Annotated in this window: 14 protein-coding genes and 1 pseudogene; 7 read left to right on the forward strand and 8 right to left on the reverse strand. The window is 63.1% G+C overall.

Going from position 1 to position 14,016, the window contains the following annotated elements; translation table 11 throughout:
* Nucleotides 1-116 precede the first annotated feature (116 nt).
* From msrB to EJ077_RS28530, 4 genes are all read right to left on the reverse strand, one after another.
* The gene (gene msrB / locus EJ077_RS28515) at nt 117-620 is read right to left on the reverse strand and encodes a peptide-methionine (R)-S-oxide reductase MsrB (protein ID WP_208698083.1); all 504 of its coding nucleotides are present in this window, start codon (nt 618-620) and stop codon (nt 117-119) included.
* A 226-nt stretch (nt 621-846) separates the two neighbouring features.
* Nucleotides 847-1,404 carry a fasciclin domain-containing protein gene (locus EJ077_RS28520; protein WP_208698085.1) on the reverse strand — a complete coding sequence of 186 codons (558 nt, stop codon included), beginning with the start codon at nt 1,402-1,404 and terminating at the stop codon, nt 847-849.
* 219 nt (nt 1,405-1,623) lie between these two features.
* Nucleotides 1,624-2,346, reverse strand: coding sequence for an anti-sigma factor (locus EJ077_RS28525; protein WP_208703155.1), 723 nt, complete (start codon nt 2,344-2,346; stop codon nt 1,624-1,626).
* Nucleotides 2,343-2,882, reverse strand: a complete 540-nt coding sequence (locus EJ077_RS28530) for a sigma-70 family RNA polymerase sigma factor (RefSeq protein WP_208703154.1) — start codon at nt 2,880-2,882, stop codon at nt 2,343-2,345. The genes EJ077_RS28525 and EJ077_RS28530 overlap by 4 nt, the downstream gene beginning before the upstream one ends.
* Nucleotides 2,883-3,018: 136 nt before the next feature.
* On the opposite strand from EJ077_RS28530, the gene EJ077_RS28535 reads away from it, so the two are divergent.
* Entirely contained in the window at nt 3,019-4,518 is a 1,500-nt protein-coding gene (locus EJ077_RS28535; RefSeq protein ID WP_208698087.1) for an amidase, read from the forward strand.
* Between the two features lie 159 nt (nt 4,519-4,677).
* Nucleotides 4,678-5,571 (forward strand): acetylglutamate kinase, encoded by an 894-nt coding sequence (gene argB, locus EJ077_RS28540; protein ID WP_208703156.1) that lies wholly within the window; start codon nt 4,678-4,680, stop codon nt 5,569-5,571.
* Nucleotides 5,572-5,578: 7 nt separating this feature from the next.
* Here the strand turns inward: argB and bchE are convergent.
* Together bchE and EJ077_RS28550 are read right to left on the reverse strand one after the other, a co-directional pair.
* Nucleotides 5,579-7,191 (reverse strand): annotated as a pseudogene (gene bchE / locus EJ077_RS28545) (magnesium-protoporphyrin IX monomethyl ester anaerobic oxidative cyclase).
* A gap of 64 nt (nt 7,192-7,255) precedes the next feature.
* On the reverse strand, nt 7,256-7,732 hold the full coding sequence (locus tag EJ077_RS28550) for an Lrp/AsnC family transcriptional regulator (RefSeq protein ID WP_127296467.1): 477 nt from the start codon (nt 7,730-7,732) through the stop codon (nt 7,256-7,258).
* Nucleotides 7,733-7,872: 140 nt separating this feature from the next.
* Between EJ077_RS28550 and phhA the strand changes: the two genes are divergently transcribed.
* Nucleotides 7,873-8,709: a phenylalanine 4-monooxygenase gene (gene phhA, locus EJ077_RS28555; RefSeq protein WP_208698089.1), complete on the forward strand. Its 837-nt coding sequence runs from the start codon at nt 7,873-7,875 to the stop codon at nt 8,707-8,709.
* Between the two features lie 82 nt (nt 8,710-8,791).
* On the opposite strand, the gene EJ077_RS28560 is transcribed toward phhA, so the two are convergent.
* A complete protein-coding gene (locus EJ077_RS28560; RefSeq protein WP_208698091.1) occupies nt 8,792-9,196 on the reverse strand; it encodes a VOC family protein in 405 nt (134 codons plus the stop codon).
* 103 nt (nt 9,197-9,299) lie between these two features.
* Here EJ077_RS28560 and EJ077_RS28565 point away from each other — a divergent pair, with 103 nt between their 5' ends.
* A complete protein-coding gene (locus EJ077_RS28565) occupies nt 9,300-9,932 on the forward strand; it encodes a TetR/AcrR family transcriptional regulator (protein ID WP_208698093.1) in 633 nt (210 codons plus the stop codon).
* A 106-nt stretch (nt 9,933-10,038) separates the two neighbouring features.
* Here EJ077_RS28565 and EJ077_RS28570 read toward each other — a convergent pair whose 3' ends face one another.
* A complete protein-coding gene (locus EJ077_RS28570; protein WP_208698095.1) occupies nt 10,039-10,515 on the reverse strand; it encodes an Lrp/AsnC family transcriptional regulator in 477 nt (158 codons plus the stop codon).
* A 387-nt stretch (nt 10,516-10,902) separates the two neighbouring features.
* On the opposite strand from EJ077_RS28570, the gene EJ077_RS28575 reads away from it, so the two are divergent.
* The 3 genes from EJ077_RS28575 to EJ077_RS28585 all read left to right on the forward strand — a co-directional run bounded on the left by EJ077_RS28575 (nt 10,903) and on the right by EJ077_RS28585 (nt 14,014).
* Complete coding sequence (locus EJ077_RS28575; RefSeq protein WP_245458814.1) at nt 10,903-11,667, forward strand: transporter substrate-binding domain-containing protein; 765 nt, start codon at nt 10,903-10,905, stop codon at nt 11,665-11,667.
* 77 nt (nt 11,668-11,744) lie between these two features.
* Nucleotides 11,745-13,049 (forward strand): NAD(P)/FAD-dependent oxidoreductase, encoded by a 1,305-nt coding sequence (locus tag EJ077_RS28580; protein WP_208698098.1) that lies wholly within the window; start codon nt 11,745-11,747, stop codon nt 13,047-13,049.
* Nucleotides 13,046-14,014: an amino acid ABC transporter permease gene (locus EJ077_RS28585; protein WP_208698099.1), complete on the forward strand. Its 969-nt coding sequence runs from the start codon at nt 13,046-13,048 to the stop codon at nt 14,012-14,014. Before EJ077_RS28580 ends, EJ077_RS28585 begins: the two co-directional genes overlap by 4 nt.
* Nucleotides 14,015-14,016 lie beyond the last annotated feature (2 nt).

Genomic DNA, 14,016 nt, shown 5'->3' on the forward strand with positions numbered 1-14,016 from the left:
AAAGAACCATACGCGGCAGCGGTTTCGGGAAGCTCCTCCAGTCCACGCCTGAAACTCTGACAGCGCAAAAAAACTCCGGGCCGCAAAGCCCGGAGTTTTTATTACCCTTGGTATCGTCAGGCGGTGGCGGGCTTAAAGGTCAGCGCGACGCCGTTGATGCAGTGGCGCAGGCCGGTCGGCGCCGGGCCATCATCGAAGACGTGGCCGAGATGGCCGCCGCAGCGGCGGCAATGCACTTCGGTGCGGGTCATGCCCAGCGACCGGTCCTCGGTCTTGCCGATGCCGTTGGCGATCTCCTGCCAGAAGCTCGGCCAGCCGGTGCCGGAATCGAATTTCGTCTCCGAGGGATAGACCGGCAGGTCGCAGCCGGCGCAGGCGAAGATACCCTTGCGGTGTTCGTTGAGCAGCGGGCTGGTGCCTGGATACTCGGTGCCCTCCTTGCGCAGCACGTCGAAGGCGGCCGGCGACAGGATGGCCTTCCATTCGTCGTCGGTCTTGGTGATCTCGAATTTCTCGGCGGCTTGCGCGGCCTGCGGGCTGCCCATGCGAAGCACCGTGGCTGCGGCACCGGCTACGCCGATCGCGGCGGCACCGCTCAAAAGAAAGTCGCGACGGTTCATGACCAGTTCCTCCTGTCCGTTTTGCCAAACTATACCCGCCACGCAAAAGTCAAAAGCCGGTGACGGTTGCCCCCAAACGACACTCCGCGCCGTTCACGGCTGACCGTGGAACGGCGCGGAGCAGGCGTGTCGATTGCGGATCACGGGAGCGAGACGACGCGATCGACCGAGAGCTCTTGCCTGCAGTTTCGTCCGCGGCAAGCGCCTTGTTACATTTTCGGCTCCATCACATTTTCGGGAGCAGGACCTTGTCGATGACATGGATGACGCCGTTGGACTGTTCGACATCGGCGATCGTCACATTGGCGACATTGCCGTTCTCGTCGATGACGGTGACCTTGCCGCCATCGGCCTTGAGCGACAGCTCGCAGCCGCCGACCGCCTTGACCTTGTGCGTCCCGCCGTCGGCCTTGGCCATCGCGGCCACATCCGCCCCCATCGCCTTGGCGCCGATAACGTGGCAGGCCAGGATCTTGGTGAGCTTGTCCTTGTTCTCGGGCTTGAGCAGCGTGTCGACCGTGCCGGCCGGCAGTGCCGCGAAGGCTTCGTTGGTCGGCGCGAAGACGGTGAACGGGCCGGCGCCTTGCAGCGTCTCGACCAAGCCGGCGGCCTTGACGGCGGCGACCAGCGTCGTGTGATCCTTGGAATTGACGGCGTTGTCGACGATGGTCTTGTTGGCAAACATGGCGGCGCCGCCGACCATCGGATTTTCTGCATAAGCGGCCGTGGCAAGCGCGGAGACAGCGATCGTACCGGCGAGCAAAAGGGTAGCGAATCTACGCATGATATTAGACTCCTCGGGTTTCTCTTCCCATTTTTGGGGACGCGAGGAGATACGGAACACAGATGCGTGAGTTTCAGACTATTTCTTGATTTTTAGATTTATTTGCATTGCGGAAAAATTTTCGAGCACGGCGGTTTTCCGGCTTACTGGCCTATTAGACATATGTGATGGAAGATAGACTGGATAATTTCCATCTTGGGTCACAATCCGAAGAGTCGATCAGATGCCCTTCAGATCGCCCGCGGCAACAACGGGGCCGGTCGGCTGGCCGGTCGGCGAGCCTCCGGCAGGCTCGAGGCTGACGGCCAGCACGGCGCCCTGCGCCAGTTTCCGCTGCGTGGCGGGCGAGACACCGATGTGCGCCGTCGCGCCGGCCGGGATGACGCCCATGGAGATCGGCGCGTTCTTGCCCTCGATCATCCACAGTTCGAAGTCCTTGCCGGAGGCGAGCGCACCGGAAACATGCGAAAGGCTGACTTCATGCCGTTCGGAATCATAGACGGCGAGATATTTGACGTCGCTGCCGTCGGCGGCCAGCGAGGCGACCAGTCGCGCCTGCGGCTGTTCAGCCGGTCGATTGACATAGGGAACGGCGACATAGAGCGCCAGCGCGGCAACAGCCGCCACGGCAAGACCGCGCCAGAAGGCGAGGCTGGACCACAGGCCGGCGCGCGGTTCGGCGGGCGCGGCGGCGGCGGATGAAAACAACAGGCGGTCGATCGCCGGCTTCACCGAAGCAGGTGGTTCGATCTCCGGATAGCCGGCGGCCAACGGCGAGAGGTGAACTTCCCAACCATCGACGAGCCGCGCGAACTCTGTCTCGCTGTCGATACGCCTGGATGCGATCTGCCGCTCTTCCGCCGGCAGAACGCCAAGAACGTATTCGGCGGCGAACAGGTCGTCGCCTCCACGTTCCGGTCCATTGTCCTCCGCCAGCGTCATCTTTCCAGACATTCTCTAAGTTTCATCAGGCTGCGGCGCAGCCAGGTACGCATCGTGTTCAACGGCACGCCATGGCGCTCCGCCAGTTCGGCATAGCTTTCGCCCTTGAGATAAGCGCCCCGAACGGCCGCCGCCCGATCCTTTTCCAATTCATCGAGACAGTGGTGGATGCGTTCGGTCTCATCGCCCGCCACCGCCATCGCTTCTGGTCCCGGCGCCGGATCGGCCACGTCGAGCGCGGCATCGATATCGACTGCAGGCTTGCGCCGCGCTCGGATGCGATCGATCGCATGGTTGCGCGCGATCGCCACCAGCCAGGAGATCGGGCTCAGATCGGAGACGGCAAAACGATCCGCCTTCGTCCATATCTTGACGAAGACTTCCTGCAACGCTTCTTCCGCGTCTCCCCGGTCGTTCAATACACGAAGGCACACGCCGAAAAGTTTCGCGCTGGTCTGCCGGTACAGCAGGTCGAACGCAGCCCGATCCTTCATCGAAGTCCGAACGATCAGCTTGGTGATGTCCTGCGGCGTCATGCGGGCCAAATTAGGCAATTGCGATGTATTTGCAACGCGGAAATATTCCGCACACCTAAAGTTCGGCGTCCATGCGCAGGCTGCGATTGCCAAGGGAATTGCCGCTGACTAGCTTGGCGGCAACGGGGGAGCGCGCATGTCCGTCGGACGAATCCTTTGGGAAGAAGACGCCACCGGCCTTGCCGGTCTGGTGCGCAAGGGCGAAGTGTCGGCGATCGAACTGACTGAAGCGGCAATCGCCCGCGCCGAGGCCACTCGCCCCGAAATCAATGCCACGGCCGAAACGCTCTATGACGCCGCGCGGGCGCGGGCGAAGGCCATCGACCGCTCCTTGCCGCTGGCCGGCGTCCCCTTTGCCATCAAGGATCTCGGCATTGCCATCAAGGGTGTGCCCTCGCATGGCGGCAGCCGTATTCCGGCGTGGCTGCCCGATTTCAATTCCGTGATGACCGAACGCTATCTCGCCGCCGGGCTGATCCCGATCGTCACCTCGACGTCGCCCGAGCACGGGCTGCGGCTGATGACGGAATCCAAAGCCTTCGGCATCACCCGCAATCCCTGGAATACCGGCCACACCACCGGCGGCTCATCGGGCGGTTCGGCAGCCCTGGTCGCCGCCGGCGTCGTGCCGGCGGCGCATGCGTCGGATGGCGGCGGCTCGATCCGCGTGCCTTCGGCCTGCAGCGGGCTTGTCGGTCTCAAGACCTCGCGCGGCCGTGTCCCGCTGTCGCCGCTGGTAAGCGAAAGCTGGTACGGCATGGTCGTCGATCACGCCGTCACCCGCTCGGTGCGCGACTGCGCGCTGCTGCTCGACCTGACCCATGGTCCAGATGCGCTGGCGCCTTATGCCGCGCGACCGCCAAAGGGTCCGTTCGCCGCAGCCGCGGCGCGCGATCCCGGCAAGCTCAAGCTGGCCGTCTATCGCAAGTCGCCACTTGGCCTGCCGATCTCGCCAGAGACGCTCAAGGCGCTCGACATTGCCGTGGCGCTCGCCCGCGAGGGCGGCCATACCGTCGAGGACATCGAGCTGCCCTTCATCGGCCGCGATTTCTTCGCCGATTTTTGCACGACGGTCGCCTCCGCCGTCGCCGGCTCGTTGCGGGGTGAAGCGCTGCGCGTCGGCCGCTCGGTGACGGGCGACATCGAGCGCGCCACGCGGGTGCTCGGGCGGCTGGGCGAATTGATCTCGGCCGGCGAGGTCTATGCCGGCCTGCAGCGGCTGCATGCCGCGTCGCGCCGCCTGATCGAGGACACCGCGCGCTACGATGCGGTGCTGATGCCCGTCATCGCGCACCCGCCGCTTGCCTGCGGTGCCATGGATCCCAAAGGCGCCGACGAGTTGATCGAAAACCTGCTCGACAAGCTGCGTCTCACGGCGCTGCTCAGGATCAAACCACTGTTCGGCCAGTTGATGGACAAGAGCCTTTGGTTCACGCACTGGCCCGCGATCCACAATGTCAGCGGCCAGCCGTCGATTGCGCTTCCCGTCCATGTCACGGACGCCGGCCTGCCGCTCGGCATCCAGGCCGCCGGCCGCCCGGGCGACGAGGAAACGCTTTTGTCGCTCGCCGCGCAGATGGAGAAGATCTCGGGCTGGCTGAAGCGGCGGGCGCCGCTGATGGTGCCGTCACAATGACGACACCGTGAACCGCTCGAATATGACAGCAATGCCATTTGCGGCTCGCGTTAATTCCCGCTAAGACGCCGCCGTTCTTACCTGATGCATGTCGCCCAAAAGTGCCCAGCGGTTTGGGACAACGACATGCATAAAACCAAAAGCCAGGGAACCACGCCGATGACGGACGTCGCCGCCACCGCCGAAATGCAGGCCGCCCTCTTGTCGCGCGCGCTGCCCTACATGCAGCGCTACGAGCACAAGACGGTCGTGGTGAAATATGGCGGCCACGCCATGGGCGATCTCGAACTCGGCAAGGCCTTCGCCCGCGACATCGCGCTGTTGAAGCAGTCCGGCGTCAATCCAATCGTCGTCCATGGCGGCGGCCCGCAAATCGGCGCCATGCTGAACAAGATGGGGATCGAATCCAAGTTCGAGGGCGGCCTGCGCGTCACCGACCAGAAGACGGTCGAGATCGTCGAGATGGTGTTGGCCGGGTCGATCAACAAGGAGATCGTCGCACTGATCAACGCCGAAGGCGAATGGGCGATCGGCCTGTGCGGCAAGGACGGCAACATGGTGTTCGCCGAAAAGGCGCGCAAGACCATGATCGACCCCGATTCCAACATCGAGCGCGTGCTCGATCTCGGTTTCGTCGGCGAGCCGGTCGAGGTCGACCGCACGCTCCTCGACCTGCTGGCACGCTCCGAAATGATCCCCGTGCTGGCGCCGGTGGCGCCCGGCCGTGACGGTCACACCTACAACATCAACGCCGACACTTTCGCCGGCGCCATCGCAGGCGCCTGCAAGGCCTCGCGCCTTCTGTTCCTGACCGACGTGCCGGGCGTGCTCGACAAGAACAAGAAGCTGATCGACGAGCTGACGGTCACCGAGGCGAAGGCGCTGATCAAGGATGGTACGGTCTCGGGTGGCATGATCCCCAAGGTCGAGACCTGCATCGAGGCGATCGAGCGCGGCGTCGAGGGCGTCGTCATCCTCAATGGCAAGACGCCGCATTCGGTGCTGCTCGAACTGTTCACCGAACACGGCGCTGGTACACTGATCGTTCCGTAAGGATCGATCAGCCGGCTAATCTCCTTCCCTCGGGTGCGGGCAGGCCTTCGATGACGGGCAGCGCCGGCTGGCGCGCCGGGCGCCGGACAGCCATCGATTCCTCCTCGGCGTCCTGTGGCGCGCCCCAGAATTCGGCGAGCGTCGGGCCGCCTGTCACCCGGTTGTCGGTCACCAGGAAACCCCAGACCTCACGGAACCAGACGCGGCGGCCCATTTTGGTGTACCAGCGCATCGAATGCCGCTGTTCGGGATCCCGGTGGAACAGGATGCGCGCCAGCGCCTTCGGCCGCGACTGCACCGCCAGTTCGATCAGCTTGACCGAGAAGAACAGCATCCATGGCTTGAGGCGCGTCATGTGCAGCACCTGGTGCTTGTAGTCCCACAGGCGGGCGTCCTTTTGGATGACCCTGCGATCCCGCGCGATGCGGAAGAAGGGCGTCCACCGATGCGGCGTCACATAGAGCGCCTGGATCTGGTCCGGGTCATAGGCGATGAGCTGGCGAAAGCCGCGCCACAGGTCGCGAAATCCTTCATCCTCGAAACCGGCCACCCAGGTCGCCATCGACAGGATGCCGTGCTGGCGCAGCAGCCTGATCGCCTCGCGGTCGGACGAGATGCTGCCGCCCTTGCGGATCAGTTGCAGCGTCTGCTCGTCGGTGTTTTCCATGCCGAGCAGCCAGCGGATAACACCGGCCTTGCGGTAGAGGTGCAGCATGTCGGCATCGCGCACGATGTCGTCGGCCCGCGTCGAGCCGACGATCAGAACCGGCACATTCTCGGCGATCAGGGCGTCGAGAAAGGCGCGCCAGGCCTTCTTCGAGACCGTCGGGTTCTCGTCGGCGAGGTTGATCAGCTCGACGCCATGCTCGCGGTGCAGCCAGGCGATCTCCTGCGCGAATTTTTGGGATCGCGGTGCCGCCAGCGGGTCCAGAAGCCGCGCTGGCCGCAATAGTTGCACAGATGCGGGCAGCCGCGCGAAAACTGCATGACCACGGCGCGCTTGCCGCCCCAGTAACTGTATCTACTGACGTCAATCAGTTCCCAACCGACGCGATAGGCGTCGAGGTCGGCGATGGTCATCGCCGCTTGCGTGGCGAAAGGACGGGTGAGATCGTCGCGATAGGCGATGCCGGCAACGCTTGCCGGCGGCTGGCGCATCTCCACCGCCTCGACAAGCGCCACCACGGTCGCCTCGCCCTCGCCGCGCACAATGAAGTCGAAAACGTCCGTTTCGGCCAGGATGTCGCGCCAGTGATAGGTCGGGAAAACGCCGCCATAGATGACGATCGTCGCCGGTTCGCGCGCCTTGATCATCCCGGCAATCAACAAGGCGGTCGGATGCGCCGAAGTGGATCCGGAATGGCCGATCAGGACGAAGTCGGGACAGTCCTTCAGGGCTTCCCCGACGACCGAGGCGAGCGGCATCGGTCCGAACTCGGCATCGACGAGCCGCACTTCGTGGCCGGCGTCGACCAGCGGGCCGCCGATGGCGAGCAGGCCGAGTGGCGGCAGGTGATCGTCGGGCACGCGGCTGCCGATGGCGGTGTGCGGCGGATTGATGAGGACGATTTCATGGCGGACCTCCAGGAGGTTGGCCCGCGCATGCTTGCCGGCGATCATGCCGTCCGGTTGGCCCGTTTCAGCAGTTTGCTCGCAGCTTTTCCGCAAAAACGAGTGAGCGCTGTCAGCGCCTGAGATGCGCGAGCGGCACGTGGCCGGGTCCCTTGATGTTCTGCAGCACCAGCTGGGTGTGGACGTCGCGCACGCCGTCGAGCCGCATCAGCCGATGCATGACGAAGGCGTTGAGCTCGTCGACCGACGGCACCATGACATGCAGCAGGAAATCGTGGTCGCCGGTCATCGTCCAGCACGACGACACCTCGTCCATGCGCTGCACGGCGGCAATGAAGCTCTCGGGCGAGCCGTCGCTGTGGCTGACCAGGCGCACCTGGATGAACACCTCGACCATCAGGCCGACCGCGCGGCGGCTGATCACGGCGGCAAATCCCTTGATGATGCCCGCTTCCTGCAGCGCTTCGAAGCGCCGCGCGCAGGGCGTGGTGGAGAGGCCGATCTCCTGCGCCAGCTCCGAGACGGGCTTGCGTCCGTCGCGCTGCAGGACATCGAGCATCTTGATCTCGAAATCATCGAACTGAGGCATTTTCACTCTCCTGATGTCGATTTTGAGTGAATATTATCTCGAATATGCCGCTCGATCTACGATCAAAATCAGTTTGCCTCGTCAGGTCAGGCTAGATTTCGGTTACCGCAGCCATCGATGCTTTGCGAGGGAGAAGAAATATGACGACGATGAGCGTTGCCGAATATGCCCGCGACTGCGCGGCACAAGGGTTGCGCGGCGACTATTCGGTCTGCCGCGCCGATTTCACCGTGGCACAGGGCTATGATTACAGCGCTGAGGAGCAGGCGGTCTGGCGCACGCTGTGCGACCGCCAGACCAGGCTGACGCGCAAGCTCGCCCACCATTCTTATCTCGACGGCGTGGAGAAGCTCGGCCTGCTCGACGCCATTCCCGATTTCACTGACGTCAGCGCCAGGCTGCGCAAGCTGACCGGCTGGGAGATCGTCGCCGTGCCCGGCCTCATTCCGGCCGCCCCTTTCTTCGATCATCTTGCCAACCGCCGCTTCCCAGTCACCAACTGGCTGCGCACCAGGCAGGAACTCGATTACATCGTCGAGCCGGACATGTTCCATGATTTCTTCGGCCATGTGCCGGTGCTGTCGCAGCCGGTGTTCGCCGATTTCATGCAGATGTATGGCAAGAAGGCCGGCGACATCATCGCGCTGGGCGGCGACGAGATGATCACCCGGCTCTACTGGTATACTGCCGAATACGGCCTGATGCAGGAGCCTGAGCAGCCGCTGAAGGCTTTTGGCGCCGGGCTGATGTCATCGTTTACCGAGTTGCAGTTCGCGGTCGAGAGCAAGGACGCGCACCATGTGCCGTTCGACCTGGAGACGGTGATGCGCACCGGCTACGAGATCGACAAGTTCCAGCGCGCCTATTTCGTGCTGCCGTCCTTCGACGCCTTGCGCGATGCTTTCGAGAGCGCGGATTTCGAGGCGATCGTCGCGCGTCGCAAGGGCCAACCGGCGCTCGACCCGGCAACGGTCTAGTCTTTTTCGGTTTTGGGACCTAAAGCGCGTCGCATGAATCCGTTTCGACGCGACGCGCCTTAGACGCTTTGATCCCGGTAGGCTATTGCAGGGCGGCTGGGTTCATCCACAGGAACTCCCAGACATTGCCATCAGGGTCTTCGATGTGGCGGTTGAACATGAAGCCGAGATCCTGCGCTGGATTGGGATCAGCGCGGCCGCCGGCCGCCACGCCCTTCGCGATCACCGCATTGACCTCGTCCTTGCTGTCCGTGGTGAGCGCGATCAACATCTGGCTGTCGCGCTTGGGGTTGCCGATCTGCCGCGCTGTGAACTGGCCGTAATGCTGGTGCGTCAGCAACATGACCCCAATGGAATCCGAGAACATGATCGAGCTGGCCTGGTCGTTCGAGAACTGCGGGTTCGGTGTGCCTCCGATCGCGAGATAGAAGTTGGTCGCTGCCTGCAGATCGCGCACCGGTAGATTGACGAAGATCATTTTGCTCATCGGTATAAGCCCTGCTTTCGTTGACGGGTACTAGTCAGTCTAGTACTGTAGTTGTGACTATCATCCGGGAACGGTACCGTCTAGTACTGAGCACGAGGATTCCATGGAAATCGACGGTGAGACCAGATCGGCCCGCAAGGATCGTGAAATCATCCAAGCGGCCACGGCGGCGTTCATCAGCAAGGGCTATGATGGAGCCAGCATGGAGGAGATCGCCACCAGGGCGGGAGCTTCCAAGCAGACCGTGTACAAGCATTTCACCGACAAGGAGACACTTTTCGGCGAAGTCGTCCTGTCAACCGCGACCCAGGTCAACGATATCATCGAGTCCGTGACGACACTGCTTTCAGAGGCGAAATTCATGCAGGGCGGCCTGCAGCAACTTGCTCGACGTTTGATAACGCTGCTCATGGATGAAGAGCTGTTAAAGCTGCGGCGCCTGATCATCGCCAACGCGGATCGAATGCCGCAGCTTGGCCGCAGCTGGTACGAAAAAGGTTTTGAGCGCATGCTCGCCTCGACGGCGTCCTGCTTTCAGAAGCTCACCAATCGGGGACTGATGCAAACCAGCGACCCCTATCTGGCAGCCAGCCATTTGTTTGGAATGCTTCTCTGGATCCCGATGAATGAAGCCATGTTCACTGGGCGCAATGCCCGCTCCAAGGCCGAACTTGAACGGCACGCCGATGCCTCGGTGGAGGCGTTTCTTGTCATCTATGGAGTCCAGCCGAAATAGTCCCGTTCCCTGCCGACGTTTGTTCACGGTCCGGAGCAACGATGCCCACTAATGTGCCTTTCGACCTCGAGACGGTGATGCCCGCCGCCGGACATCCCGCTATCACCTACAATGCATAGATGGTCCGGTTGAACTTCGTCTCCATCACCACATGGGAAGCGGTTTTGACGACGCCGCTGATTTCGTTCACGGCATTGACCTCCCGGTTCAGCTTCTCGAGCGTCTCGGCGGCAAGGTGGATGATCAGGTCCCACTCGCCGGTGATGGCGTAGACCGCCTGGATCGAAGGCATCGCCTTGATCTTTCTGGAGACGTCCGGATAGCTCTTGTTGTTCAGGGCGGCGAGTGTGAAACAGTGGACGGCGTTCTGGGCCACCTCCTTGGTCAGCCGCACGGTATAGCCTTCGATAATGCCACCGGCCTCCAGCTTCTGAATCCGTTCCTGCAGCGCTGTCCGCGAGACGCCGAGCTGACGTGCCAGTGACGCGACCGGCTCACGCGCATTCTTCTGCATCAGCGCGAGCAGCTGACGATCCTTCTCGGTCAATTCCACAAACAAATCCTCTCGCTTGATCCGCGCCATAACCGCCGCGATCCTATCGGCTGAACCGCCCCCGCGACAATCCAGAAGACCGGCCTAAGCGAACGGAACAAGGCGGACATCCGGCACTTTGCCGGCTCAAGGCACGCAATGACTGCGCCATCGCCATTATCCCGCATTTCGCCGGGTGGAACCCTTCTTTTTGCGACCTGACTGTCTGGGGTAACAAACGCCGGTCCATCAGGGGGAACGAGCTTCGGCTGGGGTGGGCACAAACCGAAACCAATCCGCGTTGGAGCTGTGGCCGAAGGCGCTGAGTCCGACGTTACGCATCCTGTCAGTTTCAATCACAAGGGAGGGATAACTTTGAAAAAGCTGCTCGATTTAGCCGTTCTTGCCGCCGCGACATTCGCGATCACGACGGCGGCCATGGCCGGGGAAACCCTGGACCGCGTCACATCGAAAAAGGCGATGGTCATCGCCACCAACGCGGCCTGGCCGCCACAAAGCTTTCTCAACGACAGCAACGAACTCGCCGGTTTCGACATCGATGTCTCGCGCGAGATCGGCAAGCGGCTTGGTGTCGACGTCTCGTTCGAAACGCCCGACTGGGCGACGCTGACCGGCGGGCGCTGGCAGGGACGCTACGACCTCGGCGTCGGATCGGTCACGCCGACCAAAGCCCGTTCCAAGGTGATCGACTTTGTCGGCATCTATTATTACAGCCCCTATGTCTACGTCCTGCACAAGGACAGCGGCGCGAAGTCGGTGGCCGATCTCAACGGCAAGATCATCGGCGTCGAGACGGCCACCACCTCGGAGGATTTCATCCGCCGCAAGCTCGAAATCGACGCACCCGGCCTGGCTCCTATCGAATACAAGCTGGAACCCGGCGAGGTCCGCACCTACGCGGATTCCATGCTTCCCTTCGACGATCTGCGGCTTGGCGACGGCGTGCGCCTGAATGCCGTGATCGCTCCGGAGCAGACGGCGCAGAACGCCATCAAGAACGGCTATCCCGTGAAGATCCTCGAAGGCGAGTACGCCTTCCGCGAACCGCTCGTCGTCATCGCCGAGAAGAAGGATCCCGAGTGGACCGCAAAGGTCGCGGGCATCATCACCGGGATGAAGACGGACGGCACGCTCGCCGCGCTGACCACGAAGTGGTACGGCAAGGACTACAGCGCCAAGTAAAGTCATTCCGCCGGCTGCCCCTCGGCAGCCGGCGGCGTCACCCACCAAACACACGCCCCTCACCGCAAAAGTCGTCGATGGCCTATCCGGATACCTATTACGCCCGCACCCTGACCGACCGGAAGACGAGGCCTCCGCTGCAAGGCGAGGCGCAATGTGACGTGGCCGTCGTCGGCGCCGGATTGGCCGGGCTGACGACAGCGCTGCAGCTGGCGCGCGCCGGACTGCATGTCGCCGTGCTGGAGGCCCAGCTCGTCGGTTTCGGCGCTTCGGGCCGCAATGGCGGTTTCGTCACGCCCGGCTTCGCCACCGGTGGCGACAATATCGCCGCACGTGTCGGTCGGGAGGCAGCGCGCGACCTGCACCGGCTGTCGATCGAAGGCGTCGAATTCGTGCGCGGCACCATCGAGACGCTCGCAATATCGGCCGCCCAGCCGCATGCCGGCCTGCTCAGCGTCTTGCGCTACGACGACGGTGATGCGCTGAAGGCCTATGCCGAACAGATGGCCCGCGACCATGGCTATGAACTTCGGTATCTCGAGAGGGAAGACGTCCGATCGGTGCTGAAGTCCGCCCGCTACCACCAGGGCCTGTGCGACCCGAACGCCTTTCACATCCATCCGCTCAACTATCTGCGTGGCCTGGCCGACGAGATCGAGCGGCTTGGCGGCGAGATCCATGAAAGCTCCGAGGTCGTGCAGTGCGACCTCTCCGGGCCGCAAAAGATGCTTCGCACCAGACAGGGCACGCTTCGGGCGCCCCAGATCGTGCTCGCGACCGGCGGCTATACCGGCCCAGTATTCGGCCAGCTCCATCGCGCCTTCCTCCCCATCGCGACCTATGTCATGGTTTCCGAGGCGGCTCCCCGCCTCATTGCGCAAGCCGTCGCCACGACGGACGCCGTCGGCGACAACAGGCGGGCTGGCGACTATTATCGCCTGGTCGAGAGTGGCAGCCGCCTCCTGTGGGGCGGGCGCATCACCACGCGCGCCGCTTCCGCCGACGCGTTGGCGCGCGAATTGCGCCGCGAGATGGTCGGCACCTACCCGCAGCTTGCCGGCCTCAGGACCGAACTGGCGTGGTCGGGGCTGATGTCCTATGCCCGGCATCTGATGCCCCAGATCGGCGAGTTGCAGCCAGGCGTCTGGTACTGCACCGCTTTCGGCGGCCATGGGCTCAACACCACGGCGATTGCCGGAAAAATTGTCGCCGAGGGCATTCTGGGCGCCTCGGACCGGTACCGGCAGTTCGCGCCCTTCGGACTGAGCTGGGCCGGCGGCACCGCCGGCCTGGCCGCCGCGCAGCTTACCTATTGGAAACTGCAGGCGCAGGACTGGTGGCGGGAACGCAACGCCACCGCCAAGGACAAGGTGTCGGCATGATCGGCAGGCTGATGCTCTCCCATCCAGGGCTCGCCCGCCGCGCCGCGGGCGCGCTTTTTCCGGCGCTGCTCGCCGCGGCCCTCTACGCCATGGGCATCAAGTCGAGCTGGATTGGCTCGTTGATGCCGCTTGCGTCCGACTGGCTTCAGGCCAACCCAGTCTTGTCGCGCGCCCTCTCGGCCGTATTGATCGCGCTGCTGGTGCTGGTGAATTGCAAGCTGCTTCTGCTCCTGCCCCGACGCCAGCAGATCGTCGGCGTCTGGATCGAGCTGTTCGTGCTGCTGATGCTGTTCTTCTATTCCTTCGACCTCTCCCTCGCCTTCATCGCCAGGAAAGTCGGCTTCCTGATCAGCCAGGGCGTCACCACGACGCTTTACATTTCGGCGATCTCGATCCTGATCGCGACCTTAATCGCGCTGGTCGGCGCCATCGCCAAGTTGACCGGAAACGGCATCGTTTACGGGCTGGCCACCTTCTACACATCGCTGTTTCGCGGCCTGCCGTTGCTGATGCAGATCTACATCATCTATCTCGGGTTGCCGCAGATCGGTTACGTGATCGGCGCGGTGCCGGCGGGTATCGTGGCGCTGTCGCTGTGTTACGGCGCATACATGACCGAGATCTTCCGCGCCGGCATCGAAAGCATCCCGCGCGGTCAAAGCGAAGGCGCCACGGCGCTCGGCCTGAGCCCCGGCCAGACCATGGCGCTCGTCATCCTGCCGCAGGCCATGCGCGTCATCATCCCGCCGACCGGCAATCAGTTCATCGCCATGCTGAAGGATTCCTCGCTGGTCTCCGTCGTCGGCGTCTGGGAGATCATGTATCTTGCCCGCACGATGGGCCAGACGGAGTTCCGCCATATCGAGATGCTGATTACCGCCTCGATGATTTACTGGATTCTGTCGATCGCGCTGGAATTCGGCCAGGCCTATCTCGAACGGCGCTTCGGCCGATCAGGACGCTAGGT

The sequence above is a fragment of the Mesorhizobium sp. M8A.F.Ca.ET.057.01.1.1 genome (assembly GCF_003952565.1).
GTDB lineage: Bacteria > Pseudomonadota > Alphaproteobacteria > Rhizobiales > Rhizobiaceae > Mesorhizobium.

Coding starts and splice junctions, on each gene's coding strand:
- EJ077_RS28570 (WP_208698095.1), bottom strand. CDS start 10,515: ATGGCGCGGATCAAGCGAGAGGATTTGTTTGTGGAATTGACCGAGAAG.
- EJ077_RS28520 (WP_208698085.1), bottom strand. CDS start 1,404: ATGCGTAGATTCGCTACCCTTTTGCTCGCCGGTACGATCGCTGTCTCC.
- EJ077_RS28575 (WP_245458814.1), top strand. CDS start 10,903: ATGGCCGGGGAAACCCTGGACCGCGTCACATCGAAAAAGGCGATGGTC.
- phhA (WP_208698089.1), top strand. CDS start 7,873: ATGACGACGATGAGCGTTGCCGAATATGCCCGCGACTGCGCGGCACAA.
- EJ077_RS28585 (WP_208698099.1), top strand. CDS start 13,046: ATGATCGGCAGGCTGATGCTCTCCCATCCAGGGCTCGCCCGCCGCGCC.
- EJ077_RS28530 (WP_208703154.1), bottom strand. CDS start 2,882: ATGACGCCGCAGGACATCACCAAGCTGATCGTTCGGACTTCGATGAAG.
- EJ077_RS28535 (WP_208698087.1), top strand. CDS start 3,019: ATGTCCGTCGGACGAATCCTTTGGGAAGAAGACGCCACCGGCCTTGCC.
- msrB (WP_208698083.1), bottom strand. CDS start 620: ATGAACCGTCGCGACTTTCTTTTGAGCGGTGCCGCCGCGATCGGCGTA.
- EJ077_RS28560 (WP_208698091.1), bottom strand. CDS start 9,196: ATGAGCAAAATGATCTTCGTCAATCTACCGGTGCGCGATCTGCAGGCA.
- argB (WP_208703156.1), top strand. CDS start 4,678: ATGACGGACGTCGCCGCCACCGCCGAAATGCAGGCCGCCCTCTTGTCG.
- EJ077_RS28550 (WP_127296467.1), bottom strand. CDS start 7,732: ATGCCTCAGTTCGATGATTTCGAGATCAAGATGCTCGATGTCCTGCAG.
- EJ077_RS28525 (WP_208703155.1), bottom strand. CDS start 2,346: ATGACGCTGGCGGAGGACAATGGACCGGAACGTGGAGGCGACGACCTG.
- EJ077_RS28580 (WP_208698098.1), top strand. CDS start 11,745: ATGGCCTATCCGGATACCTATTACGCCCGCACCCTGACCGACCGGAAG.
- EJ077_RS28565 (WP_208698093.1), top strand. CDS start 9,300: ATGGAAATCGACGGTGAGACCAGATCGGCCCGCAAGGATCGTGAAATC.